We start from the raw sequence: 18,273 nt of genomic DNA, 5'->3' as shown, positions 1-18,273 counted from the left end.
CGTTTCCGGTGGCCCTCCGGCGATCAGATCGCCTCTCGTCGCCCGGTTCGGCAACAACTTTCACGCTGCCGACCGAACGCCGGGACATGAACCACGAGCGCTCTCGCGGGCTGTACGACCGCGCGCTGTCGGTCATGCCCGGCGGCGTCAACTCCTCCGTCCGAGCGACGATGCCGCACCCGTTCTTCGTCGAGCGCGGCGACGGCGGGCACGTGATCGACGCCGACGGCAACCGGTACGTCGATTGGGTGATGGGGTACGGCCCGCTGCTGTACGGCCACGACCTTCCGGAGCCGGTGGAGGCGGCGATCCAGTCGCACGTCGCCGCGGGCCCGATGTACGGCGCGCCCACCGAGATCGAGGTCGAACACGCCGAGTTCGTAGCCCGACACGTCCCGAGCGTGGAGTCGATCCGGTTCGTCAACTCGGGGACGGAGGCGACCGTCTCGGCGGTGCGGCTCGCGCGCGGCCACACCGGCCGCGACAAGATCGTCGTCATGCAGGGCGGCTACCACGGGGCACAGGAGTCGACGCTCGTGGAGGGGCCGCCGGACGACCCGCACCCCTCGACGAAGGGGATCCCCGAGGAGTTCGCCGAGCACACCCTCCCGATCCCGTTCAACGACCCGCAGGCGGCGAAGGAGGTGTTCGCCGAGCACGGCGACGACATCGCGGCGGTCCTCGTCGAGCCGATCCTCGCCAATATGGGCATCGTCACCCCGATCGACGGCTACCACGAGACGCTCCGCGACCTGTGTGACGACCACGGCTCCCTCCTCGTCTTCGACGAGGTGATCACCGGGTTCCGCGTGGGCGGCCTCGGCTGCGCGCAGTCGAAGTTCGGCGTCACGCCCGACGTGACGACGTTCGGCAAGATCGTCGGCGGCGGCTTCCCGGTCGGCGCGATCGGCGGGCAAGCCGAGATCGTCGAGGAGTTCACGCCCGCCGGCGACGTGTTCCAGTCGGGGACGTTCTCCGGCCACCCGGTGACGATGGCGGCCGGGAAAGCCACCTTGGAGTACGCCGCCGAGAACGACGTGTACGAGCACGTCAACCGCCTCGGCCGGAAGCTCCGCGAGGGGATCGCCGAGATCTGCGCGGAGCGCGCGCCCGAGTACACCGTCGTCGGCACCGACTCGATGTTCAAGACGGTCTTCACGCGCGACGCGCCCGACGACCCCGACGCCTGCTGTCCCGGCGGCTGCCGACAGGACCCCGACTGCGACCGCTACGACGGCTGTCCGAAGACCGGCGCCGACGTCGCTCGCGCCGCCACCGACCGCTGGGAGCGCGTGTTCTGGCAGGAGATGAAAGAGCGGGGCGTCTTCCTCACCGCGAACCAGTTCGAGTGTCAGTTCACCTCCTACGCGCACACCGAGGAGGACGTCGAGGAGACGCTGGCGGCGTACCGCGAGGCGCTATAACCGTCGCCTCCGGGCGGCGCCGTAGCCGACGACGCCGACCGGCAAACGTTGCGACCGGCCGCCAGGTGCGGAATCTTTTTATACCGAAACTCGGGTAGATACAGGTGATGACCGCGGAGGCTCGTCTCGACGCCGCTCTCGTCCGAGGCCGACGAGCCCCGCGACCGCGACGAGGCGTCCGACCGCCGCGACCGGCTTCCGGCGCGGCGCGACGACCGGCCCCTTCGGGCCGATAACTTCCTCCCTCGTCGCGTTCGCGCCGTTCCGTTCCGGAGAGTGACAGCTACGTCCGTCCGTAGCGTCGCCGCCGCCATTTCCTTACAACATCTAAACCGACGAATTTAAGGGGTAGAGTCTATTCTACTCCGGTAATGGCAACCGTTGCACTCGCGTTCAGTGGGGGACTCGACACGACCGTCTGCGTGCCGCTGTTGAAAGAGGAGTACGGCTACGACGAGGTCATCGGCGTCAACGTCGACGTCGGGCAGCCGACCGAGGAGTTCGACGAGGCGGAGGAGACCGCGGAGGCACTCGGGCTCGACATCCACGTCGTCGACGCCAAAGAGGAGTTCGCGGACCTGTGTTACGACGCGGTGAAGGCGAACGCGACGTACCAGGGCTACCCGCTCGGGACCGCCCTCGCGCGCCCCGTCATCGCCGAGGCGATCCTGGGCGTCGCCGAGGAGCAGGGCTGTGACGCGATCGCGCACGGCTGCACGGGGAAGGGGAACGACCAGCTCCGGTTCGAGGCCGTCTGGCGCGGCTCCGACCTCGAAGTGATCGCCCCCGTCCGCGAGCTCGGGCTCACCCGCGAGTGGGAGATCGACTACGCCGCCGAGAAGGACCTGCCCGTCGAGGCCGGCGACGGCGGCGTCTGGTCCATCGACGAGAACATCTGGTCGCGCGCGGTCGAGGGCGGGAAGCTGGAGGACCCGAACTACGAGCCGCCGGAGGACATCTACGAGTGGACTGCGGAGCCGGAAGGGGAGACCACCATCGAGGTCGCCTTCGAGGAGGGCGTCCCGGTCGCCGTCGACGGCGAGGAGATGGACCCCGTCTCGCTCATCCAGCACCTCAACGAGTACGCCGGCGGCTACGGCATCGGCCGCACCGACGTGATGGAGGACCGCATGCTCGGGCTGAAGGTACGCGAGAACTACGAGCATCCGGCCGCGACCGTCCTGCTGACGGCCCACCAGGCGCTCGAAGACCTGGTCTTAACCAAGAACGAGCGCTCGTTCAAGAAGGGGATCGAGCAGGAGTGGTCCGAGAAGGCGTACCAGGGTCTCGTCTTCGCCCCCGTCGTCGACGCGCTCGACGCGTTCATCGACGAGACGCAGGACGTGGTGACGGGCACGGCGACGGTGAAGGTCTCCGGCGGCAACTGCCGCGTCGTCGCCCGCGACTCGGAGTACGCCGTCTACTCCGAGGAGATGGCCTCGTTCAACACCGAGGACGTGGCCGGCATCGCGCAGGAGGACGCCACGGGCGTCGCGAAGTACCACGGGCTGCAGGAGCGCCTCGCCAACGACGTGAAGGCGAACGTCTCGAAGCCCGAACTGGCCACCGACGGCTCCGGAGAGACGGACGGAACCGACAGCGACCAGCTCTAAATGACCGACGACGACCCCGGCACGGCCGTTCGCCGCGACCGCTTCAGCGGCGGCCCCGCCCGCGAGTTCCTGTCGAGCCTCGCCGCCGACGCGGCGATCTTCGAGGCCGACCTCGCGGTCGACCGCGCGCACACGGTGATGCTCGCCGAGCGGGGGATCGTCGATAGCGCGGTCGCCGGCGAGATTCTCGGGGCGCTCGACGACGTGGAGGCCGCCGGCCACGACGCGCTTCCGGACGGCGAGGACGTTCACGAGGCGATCGAGACCGCCGTGATCGACCGGATCGGGCCCGACGGCGGGCGGATGCACACCGCCCGCTCGCGCAACGACGAGGTGGCGACCTGCATCCGGTACCGCCTGCGCGAGGACCTGCTCGCGGTCGTCGAGGCCACGATCGCGCTCCGCGAGGCGCTCGTCGAGGTCGCGAGCGAGCACACCGAGACCGTGATGCCCGGCTACACCCACCTCCAGCCGGCCCAGCCCACGACGGTCGCGCACTATCTGCTGTCGTACGAGGGCGGGATCGCCCGCGACACCGAGCGCCTGCTCGACGCGTACGACCGGGTGAACCGGTCGCCGCTCGGCGCGGCCGCGTTCGCGGGGACGCCGTTCGATATCGACCGCGACCGGACCGCGGAGCTGCTCGGGTTCGACGGGACGGTCCGGAACTCGACGGACGCGGCGTCGGCGCGCGACTTCCTCGCCGAGGGGTCGACCGCGTGTGCGACGCTCGCGACGACGCTGTCGGGGCTCGCGGAGGACCTCATCCTCTTCTCGAACAAGGGGTTCGTGGAGCTGTCGGACGAATACGCCTCCACCTCCTCGATCATGCCCCAGAAGAAGAACCCGGACACGCTGGAGCTGACTCGCGGCGTCGCCGGCGACGCGATCGGCGAGGCGACGGGGACGCTGAGTCTCCTCAAGGGACTCCCGCGCGCGTACAACCGCGACCTCCAGCGCGCCCACGCGAGCGTGTTCGAGATCGCCGACGACGTGCGGGAGGCGACGGAGGTCGCCGCGGGCGCGGTCGCGACCGTCGACTGGGACGAGGCGGCGCTCGCGGACGCCGCGGGCGAGGGGTTCTCGACGGCGACGGGGGTTGCCGACCTGCTCGCGATGGGCGGGATGCCCTTCCGGACCGCCCACGAGATCGTCGCGAGCGCCGCCGAGACCGTCTCCGACGACGACTCGCCGGCCGCCGCGGCCGCAAAAGTTGACGAGGCCACTCGAAAGGTGACGGGCGAGTCCCTCTCGGCACACGTGAGCCGCGAGGACGTGGAGTCCGCACTCGACCCCGCCGCCAGCGTCGCGAGCCGCGACTCGGCCGGGGGACCCGCCCCCGACGCCGTCGACGACGAGCTCGCGAACGCGACGGTGAGGATCGAAGACGACGACGCGGTGCTCGCCGACGAGCGGGAGTCGCTCGCGGCGGCGGCGGAACTGCTGGACGCGGAGGTAGCCGAGTATGTGTGAGCCGGCGACGGCCGCCGCGAACCGGCGACCGCGGCGACCGCAACCACCGCGACTGCGGCGACCGCGACCACCGCGACCACCGCGACGACCGGTGCCGTCGACGGTCGACCCGCGACCGCCGACGGCGCCGCCGTCCCCGCGAGGGGACACACTAACTACTGAAATCTGACATCGGATTTCACACGGCGGTTGTACGACCGATCTTCATCCGTTAGCGGGTAGCCTATTTATTGTAATCTAAATTACAAGTTCGAAGGGTTTATGCGGGTTCACGGTCGAGTAGGGGGTACGATGACGAGCGACACCGATCCAGTGATGGCAGAGGACCCGATCACGGGCGAAGAGATCGAGCTTCCGGCCGACGTCGAGGTCGGCGAGATCATCGACAGCCCGGTCACCGGGACCGAGCTGGAGGTCATCTCGCTGGACCCCGTCGTGTTGGAAGAGGCCCCCGAACTCGAGGAGGACTGGGGAGAGTAGATGGCGACGATCGCCACGACCGCAACACGCGAGTGGTCGACATGCAAATAGGGATCCTCTACTCGCGGATCCGGAAAGACGAGAAGCTGCTGCTCGCCGAGCTCCGCGACCGCGGTCACGAGGTCACGAAGATCGACGTGCGCAAGGAGCGGTTCGGCCTGGAGTCGACCACGGCCGACGTCGCCGACCTCGACTTGGTCGTCGACCGCTGCCTGTCGACGAGCCGGTCGCTGTACGCGACCAAGTTCCTCGACAGCTACGGCGTTCCCGTGATCAACTCCCCCGAGACGGGCGACGTCTGCGCCGACAAGGCGAAGAACTCGCTCGCGCTCGCGGAGGCCGACATCCCGACTCCCGCGACCGAAGTCGCGTTCACGAAGGAGACCGCGATGGAGGCCATCGAGGAGTTCGGCTACCCCTGCGTGCTCAAGCCCGTCGTCGGCTCGTGGGGCCGGCTGATGGCGAAGATCGACACGCGCAACGCCGCGGAGGCGATCTTAGAGCACAAGGAGACGCTCGGCCACTACGAGCACAAGGTGTTCTACATCCAGGAGTTCGTCGACAAGCCCGGCCGCGACATCCGCGTGCTGGCGGTCGACGGCGAGCCGGTCGCCGCGATGACCCGGTCGTCCGACCACTGGCTCACGAACGCCGCGAAGGGCGGCGAGACGAAGTCGTTCGACCTCGACGACCGCGCGCTCGATCTGGTTGAGCGCGCCTCTGCGGCTGTCGGCGGCGGCATGCTTGGCGTCGACCTGATGGAGGTGGGCGGCACCGGCTCCGGCGAGTACACCGTTCACGAGGTGAACCACACGGTCGAGTTCAAGGCGCTCGACTCGGCCAGCGACGTCGACGTGCCCGCGAAGGTCGTCGACTGGTTGGAGGCGAAGGCGGCCGCGACGGCCGACGACGAGGAGGTCACGGCATGACCGACGAGACGTACACCGCGAGCGTCGTCGGCGGCACCGGCTTCACCGGCGGCGAGCTGTTGCGGATCCTCTCCGGACACCCCGGATTCGACGTGGTGCAGGCCACGTCGCGGTCGGCCGACAACATGACGGTCGGTCGGTCGCATCCGAACCTGCGCGGGCTCGACCTGCGCTTCTCGGACCCGGACGACCTGGAGTCGGTCGACGTGCTGTTCTCGGCGACCCCCCACGGCGTCTCGATGGGGCGGATCGACGAGTACTTCGAGGCCGCCGACACGGTCGTCGACCTCTCGGCCGACTTCCGACTTCCCGAGGCCGAGCTGTACGACGAGTGGTACGACGGCCACGAGTCGCCCGAGTACTTGGAGCGCGCCGAGTACGCGCTCCCCGAGATCAACCGCGAGAACCTCCCCGGCGCCGACCTGATCGCCGGCGGCGGCTGCAACGCGACCGCGACGATGCTCGGGCTCAAGCCCCTCGTCGACGCGGGCGCGCTCGGTCCCGACGCGGGCGAGGTCGTCGTCGACGTGAAGGTGGGCTCCTCGGAGGGCGGCGCCGGCGGCGGCGCGGCCTCCTCGCACCCGGAGCGGTCGGGCGTCGTGCGCCCGTACGCGCCCACGAGCCACCGCCACGAGGCGGAGATCGGGGCGTACCTCGGGCTCGACGTCTCCTTCACCGTCCACGCGGTCGAGATGGTGCGCGGCGCGAGCGCGACCTGCCACGTCTTCCCCGACGAGCCCGTCTCGAAGGCGGACCTGTGGCAGGCGTACCGCGGCGCCTACGCCGACGAGCCGTTCATGCGGATCGTCTCCGGCGGAGGCGGCGTCTACCGCTACCCCGAGCCGAAGGCGGTCGCCGGCACCAATCACGGCGAGGTCGGCTTCGAGCTCGATCCCGGTAACCGGCGTATCGTCGTCTTCTCGGCGATAGACAACATGATGAAAGGCTCCGCCGGACAGGCGGTCCACGCGGCGAACGTCGCCCTCGGGCTGCCCGAAGACGCCGGCCTGGAGTTCCAGGGGCTCCACCCCGTGGGATCGCCATGAGCGGGGAACAGGCTGACACCGGCGGACGCGCCGCCGACGAACCCCCCGTCGTCGTCAAGATCGGCGGCGCGAAGGCGGTCGATCCCGCCGGCGCGGTCGGCGACGTGGCGCACCTCGCCGCCAACGGGCGGCGGGTCGTCGTCGTCCACGGCGGCTCGACCGTCGTCGACGAGACGATCGAGCGGCTCGGCATGGAGCCCGAGTACGTCGAGTCCGCCTCCGGCGTCACGGGCCGGTTCACCGACGCGGAGACGATGGAGGCGTTCACGATGGCGATGGCCGGCAAGCTCAACACCGAGCTGACGGCGCAGTTCCGCGAGGCCGGCGTCGACGCGGTCGGACTCTCCGGCGTCGACGGCGGGGTCCTCTCGGGGCCGCGCAAGTCGGCGGTCCGCGTGGTCGAGGACGGCAAGAAGAAGATCCGCCGCGGCGAGCACTCGGGCCGGATCGAGTCGGTGAACGCCGACCTCCTCTCGGGGCTGCTCGCCGACGGCTACACCCCCGTCGTCTCGCCCCCGATGGAGGGGAAAGAGGGCGACGGCGGCGTCACGCCCGTCAACACCGACGCGGATCGGGCGGCCGCCGCGGTCGCCGGCGCGCTCGGTGCCGACCTCGTCCTGCTGACGGACGTGGCCGGCGTCTACGCTGACCCCGACGACCCCGACACGCTGATCGAGTCGGCGTCCACGCCCGACGAACTCGCGGCGGTCGAAGCGGCCGCCGAGGGGTTCATGGGCAAGAAGGTGATGGCCGCGACGGAGGCGCTCTCGGGTGGATCCGGGCGCGTCGTCGTCGCCGACGCCAACGTTCGCGACCCGATCGTCGCCGCGCTCGGCGGCGAGGGGACCACGATCGAGCGCTCCGCAATTGCGGAACAGGCGGAAACGGGAGGTGAGACCGCATGAGCGGCTTCGTCTTCTCCGAGAAGCCGATCGAGATCGCCTCGGGCGACGGCGTGACGCTCACCGACGCGAACGGGACCGAGTATCTCGACTTCGGCGCGAGCTACGCGTGTACCCCCGTCGGCCACTGTCACCCCGAGGTCGTCGACGCCGCGACGAGCCAGCTGGAGGAGCTCATGTACGTGCAGGCGTCGTACCCGCACGCGGCGCGGACGGCGCTGTACGAGCGGCTCTCCGAGGCCGGGCCGGGCGACGTCGACGACGTCTGGCTCTGTAACTCGGGGACCGAGGCCAACGAGGCCGCCCTGAAGTTCGCCCGGCACGCGACGGGCCGCGAGAAGATCGTCGCGACGACGCAGGGGTTCCACGGCCGGACGATGGGCGCGCTCGCGGCCACCTGGAAACAGAAGTACAAGCAGGGGTTCGAGCCGCTCGCCGGCGGCGTGGAGTTCGTCGAGTACGGCGACGCCGACGCGATGCGCGAGACGGTCGACGACGAGACCGCCGCGGTGATCTTAGAGCCGCTGCAGGGCGAGGGCGGGATCAACCCCGCCGCCACGGAGTACCTGCAGACGGTCCGCGAGGCCACGGCGGAGGCGGGGGCCGCGATGGTCCTCGACGAGATCCAGACCGGGCTCGGCCGCACCGGGTCGATGTGGGCGGCCGAGCGCCACGACGTGGTGCCCGACGTGCTCACGACCGCGAAGGGGCTCGCCAGCGGGCTCCCGATCGGCGCGACGCTGTGTCGCGACTGGATCGCCGAGGACGCCGGCAACCACGGCTCGACGTTCTCCGGCGGACCCGTCGTGTCGGCGGCAGCGGGAGCCACGCTCGACGTGATCGAGCGCGAGGACCTCCCCGACCACGCCGCCGAGATGGGCGCGTACATCCGCGGACAGATCGAGGAGCGCCTCGGCGACGACGTGCGCGACGTGCGCGGCGACGGCCTGATGATCGGCATCGAGGTGAAGCGCGGCTCGAACCGGCTGCTTCGCGACCTGGCGATCGAGCATCAGGTGCTCGCGCTGCCCGCGGGCCGCACCGTGTTGCGCCTGCTCCCGCCGCTGACGCTCGAACGCGAGCACGCCGACGCGGTGGTCGACGCGCTCGCGGAGGTGATCGGGTGATGTCGACCGGGAAGGAGCGGGAGGCGGCCGATACGGACGAGTCCACTGCCGACGGCTCCGCCGCCGACGAGTCGTCCGCGGCCGGGACCGACGTGGTCGCCGGCGGCGGCTACCCCGAAGCCTGCGACACGCCGGCCCGGAAGCTGCTGTACGACATGGTCTCCATCCCCTCGCCCTCGGGCGAGGAGGAGCAGGCCGCGAAGCGCCTCGTCGACTTCTTCGAGGCGAACGGGCGGGAGGCGTGGATCGACGAGGTCGGCAACGTCCGCGCGCCCGCCAGCGACGCCGTCCTGCTCACCTCGCACATCGACACGGTACCGGGCGACATCCCGGTCGAGGTGAGGCCGGCGGCAGAGGACGACGAGGCCGGCGAGCCGGGCGAGCCCGTCCTCTGGGGGCGCGGGGCCGTGGACGCCACGGGCCCGCTCGTCGCGATGGCGGTCGCGGCGGTCCAGACGGGCGTCTCGTTCGTCGGCGTCGCCGGCGAGGAGACGAACTCGCGGGGCGCCCGGTTTCTCGTCGAGGACCGCGACGCGCCCGAGGCCGTGGTGAACGGCGAGCCCTCCGGCTGGGACGGCGTCACCCTCGGCTACCGCGGCTTCCTCGCGGGGACGTACGTGAACACGAGCGAGTCCGGCCACACCTCGCGGCCGGAGCCCAACGCGATCCAGCACGCGATCGACTGGTGGCACGGCGTCGAGGAGACGTTCGACCCCACCGACGACGACACGCCCGTCTTCGAGCAGGTGACGACCAAGCCCGTCTCGGTCGACGGCGGGCTCTCCGACGACGGGCTGGCGGTCGAGGCGACGATGGACGTACAGCTCCGCGTTCCGCCCAACCGGACGGTCGACGAGATCCACGAACTGGCCGAGACGGAGCTGTCGACCGGTTCGGTCCACTGGAAGGAGCCGATCCCGCCGGTGATGGAGAGCCCCCGCACGGAGCTGGCGCGGGCGTTCCGCGTCGCGATCCGCGGCGCCGGCGGTGACGTGCGCCTGCTGCGCAAGACCGGAACGAGCGACATGAACCTGTTCGCGGCCGCGTGGGACTGCCCGATGGTCACCTACGGCCCCGGGAACTCGGACCTCGACCACGCGCCCGACGAGCGGCTTCCCCTCTCCGAGTTGGACCGCGCGACGGCCGTGTTGAGCGATGTCTGCCGGGACCGACCGTAGGCGTCACGGCACCGACCGTGACGCCGCCTCCTTTTGAACCAGACCGTTTCGTCGCCGCCGACTGATCTCACCGCTGTCACGACACCATCGCTCACAGACCCCATCGCTCACAGACCCCACCGCTCACCGACACCACCCACCGACTTCACACTCACACTCATCTACCCATGCCACTCGCCACCGACGACTTCCTCGACATCGACGACGTGACGCCAGCCGAACTGGACGCCCTGCTCGACCGCGCCGCCGTGATGAAGGCGGGCGAGACCGATCCCCGACTCGGAGACGCGACGCTCGGGATGATCTTCGAGAAGCCCTCGACGCGCACTCGCGTCTCCTTCGAGACGGGGATGACCCGGCTCGGCGGCCACGCGATGTTCCTCGGCCCCGACGACATCCAACTGGGCCACGGCGAACCGCTGCGTGACACCGCGCGCGTGCTCGGTCGGTACGTCGACGGTGTGATGGCCAGGCTCTTCGACCACGAAGACGTCGAGACCCTCGCCGAGCACGCCGACTGCCCCGTGATCAACGGCCTCACCGACGAGGCGCACCCCTGCCAGACGCTGGCCGACCTCCTCACGATCCGCGAGACGGTCGGCGAGGACGCCACGGTCGCGTGGGTCGGCGACGGCAACAACGTCGGGCAGTCGTTCGTCGTCGGCGCGGCGATGGCCGGGATCGACGTCGATGTCGCGACCCCCGCAGACTACGAGATGAACCCCGCCGTCTTCGATCGCGCCGCGGAGTTCGGGGCGGACGTGACCCCCTCGACCGACCCCGAGGCCGCGATCGACGGCGCGGATATCGTCTACACCGACGTGTGGATCTCGATGGGGCAGGAGGACGAACGCGAGGAGAAACTGGCCGCCTTCGAGGGGTTCCAGGTGAACGCCGACCTGCTCGCCGGCACCGACGCGAAGGTGATGCACTGCCTGCCCGCGCACCGCGGCGAGGAGATCACGAACGACGTGCTGGAGTCCGATCGCGCCCTCGTCTGGGACCAGGCCGAAAACCGGATGCACGCCCAGAACGCGCTGCTCGTCGAACTGCTCGGCGGGGAATGAGAGCGGAGCGGGAGTCGGTTGAACGACGACACTATTTATAAACAGACATGCGGTGGCGTGCGCCTGCGAGCGGCCGCCTCCGGCGGCCGCGAGGAGCGCCGCGCGAGGGAGTCAGTCGCCGGAGCGAAGCGACGGCGACTGACGAGGCTGGGGAGGTGGGAGGTGCGGTGCTGTGCGGGGCGGTGGGACTCAAAGGGGCAGTCGCGAGGACGAAGACGGGCGACGTAAGGACCGCAAGGAGGGAGCGCCAGCGACTGACTGAGGATCGCAGCGAGCCCATCGAGTCCTCGCGGCTGGGGCTTTGGCGGTGTTTATCAGGAAACGGTCGATCATGTATCGCCGAGCGGCTGGGGCTTTGAAGACCTGAACCACGATGTTATACAACTTATAAAAAAAACCGATCCGCAATCTAGTTCCCGGTCCAGCGCAGCACCGCCAGCGTCCCCTCGTACAGCACGATCATCGTCAGCGTCACGATGATCGGCGCCATCCCGGTCGGGTCGGGGCTGAAGAGGAACGCGATCCCGAGGAACGACCCCCAGAAGATCAGCCGCTTCGCCTCCAGCCACTGCCGGGTGACGAGGTTCATCATGATCGCGAGCATGATGAACAGCGGGATCTGGAAGACGATCGCCATGAACGCGAGCATGATGACGATCAGGTTGAACGTCTCCGCGAGTCCGAACGCGATCGTCGCGGCGTCGGAGGTGTAGGTGGTGAAATACGAGAAGATCGCGGGCAACACGAGGAAGTGCGCGAACGCGATCCCGATCCCGCCGAGGACGAGGCTCGTGGGGACCGCCGCGAGGTAGTAGCGCCGCTCGTTCTCGTACAGCCCCGGTCGCATGAACCGGTATGTCTGGTAGACGAACGCCGGGAGCCCGACCACGACGCCCGCGAGCCCGGCGACCTTCAGCCGCGTGAGCGGGAGCTCGAGGGGGCCGTACAGCCGCGGCCGGTTCTCCATCGGCGCGGGGATGTGGTAGCTCCAGAAGTAGTTGATGAGCTCCGTCGACTCGGTGACGACGACGAGCGTCGCCAGCCCGCCGAAGACGAAGACGACGGCGAGCCGGCGCATCATCTCCTCGATGTGGGCCGCGAGCGGCATCTCCTCGTCCGTCTCGGGCGCCTCCAGCCCCGCGAACTCCTCGTCGCTTCCGGCGGCTCCCTCGCCCGCGACGCCGCCGTCCTCGACGGTCGGTGCGTCTGCGTCGTCTCCGGTAGCGGAGTCGCTGTCGGACGAATCGCCCTCGAGGTCCGGTTTGCTGTAGTCGAGGTGTTTCGCGCTCCCCGGCTCGTGCGCGTCGAACGTGTCGTCTTCGTCGTCTTCGCCGTCGCCCGCGTCATCATCCCCATCGCCGTCGTCGCCGCCGATTTCCGACGTGACTTCGGGCGACACCTCCGGCTCCACGGACGTCGACTCGTCGTCGTCCCCGTCTTCGTCCCCGGCGGATCGACGGCCTACGGAGGGATCGAGGTCGCTTTCGGTCGATTCGTCATTCGTGGCGTCGGCACTATCGACCGTCCCGTCGTCGACCGAGTCGTCCTCGGGGGCCGAGGGCTCGTCACGCGACCGGTCCGAGTCGTCCATTCACTTCTTCTACGCAACCGGGTGACTATAGGCCTTTTCGGATGGCGACGAGCGACGGGCCGGTGCGACGGGTCGGTGCGACGACCCGAACGCGGTCGAAAAGGTTGATAACGGCGACGGACTTCCGGTCCCGTATGGCGAGTGCCCTCGACGAAGATACCCAGCAGTCTCTCGCGGACGGACGCGAGTCTGCGAAGGCCTTCCTTCGGTCGATTCAGAAAGACCTCCAGAAGGTGTTTATCGTCTTCCTGTTGGGATTTCTTGCGACGTTCTGGGCGCTCCGCGTGTTCATCTGGGACTTCCTGTATAACGTTACCGAGTCGAACATGTCGGCCGCGGTCGCCGCCGACACCGACGTGATCGCGACGACCCCGTTCGAGGTGATCCTCCTCCAGGCGAAGATCGGGCTGATCGTCGGCGTGATCTTCGCGATTCCGCCCTTCATCTACGTCGCCCGTGACGAGCTCCGCGCCCGCGGGGCGTGGCCGCAGTCGCCGGTCGCGCGCTGGAAGCTCGCGGGGATGGGGCTCCTCGGCTTCGGGCTGTTCGCGGTCGGCGTCGCCTACGGGGTCTACGCGTTCTTCCCGATCATGTTCTCCTTCCTCGCCGGTTTCGGGCTGGAAGCCGGGCTCCAGCCCACCTACGGGATCGTGATGTGGACGGAGTTCATCGTCTTCCTCTCGCTCTCCTTCGGGCTTGCGGGGCAGATGCCGCTTCTCATCACCGGACTCTCCTACTCCGGGATCGTCCAGTACGAGACGTTCCGCGACAAGTGGCGCTACGCGGTCGTCGCCATCTTCGTCTTCGGCGCGATGTTCTCCCCGCCGGACCCGTTCACCCAGCTGATGTGGGCGTTCCCGCTCATCGCCCTGTACGGCTTCAGCCTCTACCTCGCGAAGCTCGTCGTCACGGCCAAGCGGAGCTCCGACCGCATCGACGTGCTCGGCGCGGCCCGGAACCACTGGAACGTCGTCGGCGGGGCGGCCGTCCTCGGCGGCGGGATCGTGTACGCCTTCTACGAGTACGGCGGTCGAACCGCGGTCAACGACCTCCTCCGACTCGCAAACAGCGACTGGCGCTTCCTCGACCCCGGCGCGGGGCTCGGCGTCGACCCGACGACGGCGGCCGGGATCTACGCCGCCGCCTGGTCGCTTGCGTTCGTCGCCGTCGCGACGCTGTGGGCCGTCTACGCCGACCTCGACACGACGAGCGCGGGGTACCAGTACGGCGATCCCACCGCGGTCGACGTAGGCGAACTCGACGCGCCAGGCGTGCGCGCCGCCCCGGACGACGCCTTCGCCGAAATGGACGAAGAGGAGTCGCTCGCGCTCGCGCAGGCCGCGATCGACGACGACGACCCCGAGAAGGCGCAGGCGATCCTCGACCGGTTCGACGCGGTGCATGACGGCGACGAGAGCGGCGACGAGGGCGGCGACGAGGACGGCGACGCGACGGAAGCCGGAGGCGGAGCCGAGGGCGGTTCCGGTGGTGACGGCCTGATGGGAACCGTTCAGGACCGCACCTCCCGGGCCAGTTCCACGTTCCTCTCCGAGCTCACCGACGGCGACGAGGAGGAGGCGGAAGACGACATCGGCGGCTACTACAAGGACCTCAAGTTCATCTTCGACTCGCTGCGATCGCGGTCGTTCCGCCTCGTCGCCGTCTTCGGCGGCGTGATGGCGGCCGCGTTCACGTGGCTGTACCTCGGCGGGCTCGCGACGGTGCGCAACGACTTGGAGTCCCGCGTCCCAGCCGAGATCGAGGGCGGGATCAACATCATCACGCTCCACCCCGTCGAGGCGCTGATCTTCATGGTGAAGTTCTCCGTCCTGCTCGGGATCGTCGCCGTGTTCCCGGTCGTCCTCTACTACGCGTGGCCCGCTCTGCGGGAGCGCGGCTTCGTCGCCGGACGCATCTACCAGGTGTACCTCTGGGCGGGGGCGCTGTTCGCCGGGCTGATCGGCGGCTTCGCGCTCGGGTACGCCTACATCGCGCCCGGGATCATCGGGTGGCTCGTCACCGACGCCAAGCTGGCGGACATGATCATCACCTACCAGGTGAGCGACTTCCTCTGGCTCGTCGTCTACACCACCATCGGGATCGGCTTCCTCGCGGACATCCCGATCGCGATGCTCCTGCTCAACAACGCCGGCGTCCCCTACCGGGTCTTCCGGAACCGCTGGCGCGAGGTCACCGTCGGGATCATGCTGTTCGCGGCGGTGTTCACCCCCGCCGACGTGATCACGATGTTCCTCGCGACGCTCCCGCTGATGGCGGCGTACGGGATCGGCGTCGGCGTCCTGTTCCTCGTCACGTTCGGCGGTCGGCGGAACCTCTCGCCGCCCTCCGAACTGGTCGAGCCCTGACGAGCGCCGCGAACGCTTTTCTTCCCCTCGCTCCGTCGCGGGCGCGTTAGACGGCGAGACCGACGGGGGTGGACCGCCGAGACCGACGAGTATTCCCGCGCGCGCACGCAACGAGGGGACAAGATGAGCAAGGACTACATCGAGGTCCGCGGCGCCGAGGAACACAACCTCAAGGACCTCGACGTCCGGATCCCGCGCGAGGAGTTCACCGTCGTCACCGGGCTCTCCGGGTCGGGGAAGTCGTCGCTCGCGTTCGACACCGTCTACGCCGAGGGGCAGCGGCGGTACATCGAGTCGCTGTCGGCGTACGCCCGCAACTTCCTCGGGCAGATGGACAAACCGCAGGTGGAGTCTGTCGAGGGACTCTCGCCCGCGATCTCCATCGATCAGAAGAACGCCGCGAACAACCCCCGCTCGACGGTGGGGACCGTCACCGAACTGCACGACTACCTCCGGCTGCTGTACGCCCGCATCGGCACCCAGTACGACCCCGTCACCGGCGAGGAGGTCGGCGAGCAGTCGGCACAGGACATGGTAAACCAGATCCTCGAACTGCCCGAGGGGACCCGCGCGAAGATCGCCGCACCGGTCGTCCGCGACCAGAAGGGCGCCTTCGAGGACTTATTCGAGGAACTCGTGAGCGACGGGTACGCCCGCGTCGAGGTCGACGGCGAGCCGATCGACCTGACCTTAGACGACCCCGACCTCGACCAGAACTACGACCACACGATCGACGTGATCGTCGACCGCGTGACCGTCTCGCCCGACGCCCGCTCGCGGATCACGGACTCCGTGGAGACCGCCCTGGAGGAGGCCGGCGGCTCCCTCAAGCTGATCGTCCCCGATCCGCCCGAGGACGTGCCCTTCGCGTCGAACGCGCGCTCGACCGGATCGCTCGCGGAGGACGCCGACGCGGACGACCGCCTCGTCGTCGAGTTCTCCGAGGAGCTCGGCAACCCCAACTCCGACGTGCAGTTCTCGGCGATCGAGACGCGCTCGTTCTCCTTCAACAGCCCCTACGGCGCCTGTCCCGAGTGCGAGGGGATCGGTTCGACGAAGGAGGTCGACGAGGACCTCGTGATCGAAGACCCCTCGAAGCCCCTCAAACACGTCTTCGAGCCGTGGAGCTACGACCGCACCTACTACTCCCGCCAGCTCGACAACGTCGCCGACCACTTCGGCGTCTCGCTGGAGACGCCCTTCGAGGAGCTCGACGAGTCGGTTCGTCGGCAGTTCCTCTACGGCACCGACGACCTCGTCCACTTCGAGTGGACCACGAAGAACGGCACCCGGGAGAAGACCGAGCGCTTCGAGGGCGTCATCCCGAACCTGGAGCGCCGCCACGTCGAGACCGACTCCGAGCGCGCTCGCGACCACATCGAGGAGTACATGGCCGTGACGACGTGTCCGGAGTGCGAGGGCACCCGCCTGAAAGAGCAGTCGCGGCACGTCCTCGTGGGGGACACCGCGATCACCGAGGTCAACGAGATGTCGATCGCGGAGGCGCGCGAGCACTTCGAGGGGATGGAAGCCGACCTGAACGAGCGCGACACGAAAATCGCCGAGGAGATCCTCAAAGAGATCCGCGCGCGCCTCGGCTTCATGGAGGAGGTCGGCTTAGAGTACCTCACGCTCGACCGGGAGGCGTCGACGCTCTCGGGCGGCGAGAGCCAGCGCATCCGGCTCGCCACCCAGGTCGGCTCGGGGCTCGTGGGCGTGCTGTACGTCTTGGACGAGCCGTCGATCGGGCTCCACCAGCGCGACAACGACCGCCTGCTGAACACCCTCGTGGGGCTCCGCGACCTCGGGAACACCCTCGTCGTCGTCGAGCATGACGAGGAGACGATGCGCCGCGCCGACGAGATCATCGACATGGGGCCCGGCCCCGGTAAGCGCGGCGGCGAAGTGGTCGCGCAGGGCGATTTCGACGACGTGATCGACGCCGACGAGTCGGTCACGGGCGACTACCTCGCGGGCCGCAAGGAGATTCCCGTACCCGACGAGCGCCGCGATCCGGACGGAAAGCTGACGGTGCGGGGCGCCCGCCAGCACAACCTCAAGGACCTCGACGTGGCGCTCCCGCTCGGCACGCTGACGACCGTCACCGGCGTCTCCGGCTCCGGGAAGTCGACGCTCGTCCACGACGTGCTGTACAAGGGCCTCGTCCGCGAGATGAACGACAACACCTCGGTCGACCCCGGCGAGCACGACGCGATCGAGGGGATGGATGAGATCGAGACGGTGCGGCTCATCGACCAGTCGCCGATCGGGCGGACGCCGCGGTCGAACCCCGCGACGTACACCGACGTGTTCGACTACGTCCGCGAGCTGTTCGCGGAGACGAAACTGTCGAAGCGCCGCGGCTACGAGAAGGGGCGGTTCTCCTTCAACGTGAAGGGCGGGCGCTGCGAGGAGTGCGGCGGACAGGGGACCGTGAAGATCGAGATGAACTTCCTCTCGGACGTGTACGTCCCCTGCGAGGAGTGCGGCGGCGCGCGCTACAACGACGAGACGCTCGACGTGGAGTACAAGGGCGCGACCATCTCGGACGTGCTCGACATGAGCGTCGACGAGGCGTACGACTTCTTCGAGAGCCACCAGGGGCTCCAGCGCCGCCTGAAGCTCTTGAAGGACGTGGGGCTCGGCTACATGGAGCTCGGTCAGCCCTCGACCACCCTCTCGGGCGGCGAGGCCCAGCGCGTGAAGCTCGCCGAGGAGCTGGGCAAGAAGGCGACCGGCGACACCCTCTACCTGCTCGACGAGCCGACGACGGGGCTCCACAAGGAGGACGAGCGCAAGCTGATCGACGTGCTCCACCGCCTCGTCGACGCCGGCAACACGGTGGTCGTCATCGAACACGAGCTCGATCTGGTGAAAAACGCCGACCGCGTCATCGACTTAGGTCCCGAGGGCGGCGACGGCGGCGGGGAGCTGGTCGCGAGCGGGACCCCGGAGGCGGTGGCCCGCGAGGAGGACTCGCACACCGGCCGCTACCTCCGCGACATGCTCCCCGACATCGACTTGGAGGGGCCGCGCGACGACCGCCGGAAGCCGGCGGTGGCCGACGACGACTGACT

Annotated in this window: 14 protein-coding genes; 13 read left to right on the top strand and 1 reads right to left on the bottom strand. The window is 69.1% G+C overall.

Annotation, left to right across the window (positions count from 1 at the left end):
- The first annotated feature begins 86 nt into the window (after positions 1-86).
- The 11 genes from hemL to argF all read left to right on the top strand — a co-directional run bounded on the left by hemL (position 87) and on the right by argF (position 11,239).
- On the top strand, positions 87-1,424 hold the full coding sequence (hemL, locus tag C471_RS07155; RefSeq protein WP_004047522.1) for a glutamate-1-semialdehyde 2,1-aminomutase: 1,338 nt from the start codon (positions 87-89) through the stop codon (positions 1,422-1,424).
- 371 nt (positions 1,425-1,795) lie between these two features.
- A complete protein-coding gene (locus C471_RS07150) occupies positions 1,796-3,037 on the top strand; it encodes an argininosuccinate synthase (RefSeq protein ID WP_049909071.1) in 1,242 nt (413 codons plus the stop codon).
- Complete coding sequence (gene argH / locus C471_RS07145; RefSeq protein WP_004047518.1) at positions 3,038-4,510, top strand: argininosuccinate lyase; 1,473 nt, start codon at positions 3,038-3,040, stop codon at positions 4,508-4,510.
- Positions 4,507-4,665 (top strand): hypothetical protein, encoded by a 159-nt coding sequence (locus C471_RS17360; RefSeq protein WP_160163128.1) that lies wholly within the window; start codon positions 4,507-4,509, stop codon positions 4,663-4,665. The genes argH and C471_RS17360 overlap by 4 nt, the downstream gene beginning before the upstream one ends.
- A 136-nt stretch (positions 4,666-4,801) precedes the next feature.
- Positions 4,802-4,990: a lysine biosynthesis protein LysW gene (lysW, locus tag C471_RS07140; protein WP_004047516.1), complete on the top strand. Its 189-nt coding sequence runs from the start codon at positions 4,802-4,804 to the stop codon at positions 4,988-4,990.
- 41 nt (positions 4,991-5,031) lie between these two features.
- Positions 5,032-5,919: a lysine biosynthesis protein LysX gene (gene lysX / locus C471_RS07135; RefSeq protein ID WP_004047513.1), complete on the top strand. Its 888-nt coding sequence runs from the start codon at positions 5,032-5,034 to the stop codon at positions 5,917-5,919.
- The gene (gene argC / locus C471_RS07130) at positions 5,916-6,965 is read left to right on the top strand and encodes an N-acetyl-gamma-glutamyl-phosphate reductase (RefSeq protein WP_004047511.1); all 1,050 of its coding nucleotides are present in this window, start codon (positions 5,916-5,918) and stop codon (positions 6,963-6,965) included. Before lysX ends, argC begins: the two co-directional genes overlap by 4 nt.
- The gene (locus C471_RS07125; RefSeq protein WP_004047509.1) at positions 6,962-7,870 is read left to right on the top strand and encodes an acetylglutamate/acetylaminoadipate kinase; all 909 of its coding nucleotides are present in this window, start codon (positions 6,962-6,964) and stop codon (positions 7,868-7,870) included. The genes argC and C471_RS07125 overlap by 4 nt, the downstream gene beginning before the upstream one ends.
- On the top strand, positions 7,867-8,994 hold the full coding sequence (locus tag C471_RS07120) for an aspartate aminotransferase family protein (RefSeq protein ID WP_004047507.1): 1,128 nt from the start codon (positions 7,867-7,869) through the stop codon (positions 8,992-8,994). Before C471_RS07125 ends, C471_RS07120 begins: the two co-directional genes overlap by 4 nt.
- The gene (locus C471_RS07115; RefSeq protein ID WP_004047506.1) at positions 8,994-10,172 is read left to right on the top strand and encodes a [LysW]-lysine hydrolase; all 1,179 of its coding nucleotides are present in this window, start codon (positions 8,994-8,996) and stop codon (positions 10,170-10,172) included. The genes C471_RS07120 and C471_RS07115 overlap by 1 nt, the downstream gene beginning before the upstream one ends.
- Before the next feature lie 167 nt (positions 10,173-10,339).
- On the top strand, positions 10,340-11,239 hold the full coding sequence (gene argF, locus C471_RS07110) for an ornithine carbamoyltransferase (RefSeq protein ID WP_004047504.1): 900 nt from the start codon (positions 10,340-10,342) through the stop codon (positions 11,237-11,239).
- A gap of 409 nt (positions 11,240-11,648) precedes the next feature.
- Here argF and C471_RS07105 read toward each other — a convergent pair whose 3' ends face one another.
- Positions 11,649-12,830: a twin-arginine translocase subunit TatC gene (locus tag C471_RS07105; protein WP_004047502.1), complete on the bottom strand. Its 1,182-nt coding sequence runs from the start codon at positions 12,828-12,830 to the stop codon at positions 11,649-11,651.
- A gap of 134 nt (positions 12,831-12,964) precedes the next feature.
- Between C471_RS07105 and tatC the strand changes: the two genes are divergently transcribed.
- Complete coding sequence (gene tatC / locus C471_RS07100; RefSeq protein ID WP_004047500.1) at positions 12,965-15,196, top strand: twin-arginine translocase subunit TatC; 2,232 nt, start codon at positions 12,965-12,967, stop codon at positions 15,194-15,196.
- A 123-nt stretch (positions 15,197-15,319) separates the two neighbouring features.
- Positions 15,320-18,271: an excinuclease ABC subunit UvrA gene (gene uvrA / locus C471_RS07095; protein WP_004047498.1), complete on the top strand. Its 2,952-nt coding sequence runs from the start codon at positions 15,320-15,322 to the stop codon at positions 18,269-18,271.
- Positions 18,272-18,273: the final 2 nt, after the last annotated feature.

The organism is Halorubrum saccharovorum DSM 1137 (assembly GCF_000337915.1).
GTDB lineage: Archaea > Halobacteriota > Halobacteria > Halobacteriales > Haloferacaceae > Halorubrum > Halorubrum saccharovorum.
Note: the sequence above shows the minus strand (reverse complement) of the source record. Positions and strands in the feature narration are given on the sequence as shown.

Excerpts from the sequence above, each read along its gene's own strand:
- C471_RS07125 (WP_004047509.1), top strand. The coding sequence starts at position 6,962 with ATGAGCGGGGAACAGGCTGACACCGGCGGACGCGCCGCCGACGAACCC.
- C471_RS07105 (WP_004047502.1), bottom strand. The coding sequence starts at position 12,830 with ATGGACGACTCGGACCGGTCGCGTGACGAGCCCTCGGCCCCCGAGGAC.
- C471_RS07150 (WP_049909071.1), top strand. The coding sequence starts at position 1,796 with ATGGCAACCGTTGCACTCGCGTTCAGTGGGGGACTCGACACGACCGTC.
- lysX (WP_004047513.1), top strand. The coding sequence starts at position 5,032 with ATGCAAATAGGGATCCTCTACTCGCGGATCCGGAAAGACGAGAAGCTG.
- argH (WP_004047518.1), top strand. The coding sequence starts at position 3,038 with ATGACCGACGACGACCCCGGCACGGCCGTTCGCCGCGACCGCTTCAGC.
- argC (WP_004047511.1), top strand. The coding sequence starts at position 5,916 with ATGACCGACGAGACGTACACCGCGAGCGTCGTCGGCGGCACCGGCTTC.
- uvrA (WP_004047498.1), top strand. The coding sequence starts at position 15,320 with ATGAGCAAGGACTACATCGAGGTCCGCGGCGCCGAGGAACACAACCTC.
- hemL (WP_004047522.1), top strand. The coding sequence starts at position 87 with ATGAACCACGAGCGCTCTCGCGGGCTGTACGACCGCGCGCTGTCGGTC.
- C471_RS07115 (WP_004047506.1), top strand. The coding sequence starts at position 8,994 with ATGTCGACCGGGAAGGAGCGGGAGGCGGCCGATACGGACGAGTCCACT.
- C471_RS07120 (WP_004047507.1), top strand. The coding sequence starts at position 7,867 with ATGAGCGGCTTCGTCTTCTCCGAGAAGCCGATCGAGATCGCCTCGGGC.
- tatC (WP_004047500.1), top strand. The coding sequence starts at position 12,965 with ATGGCGAGTGCCCTCGACGAAGATACCCAGCAGTCTCTCGCGGACGGA.
- argF (WP_004047504.1), top strand. The coding sequence starts at position 10,340 with ATGCCACTCGCCACCGACGACTTCCTCGACATCGACGACGTGACGCCA.
- lysW (WP_004047516.1), top strand. The coding sequence starts at position 4,802 with ATGACGAGCGACACCGATCCAGTGATGGCAGAGGACCCGATCACGGGC.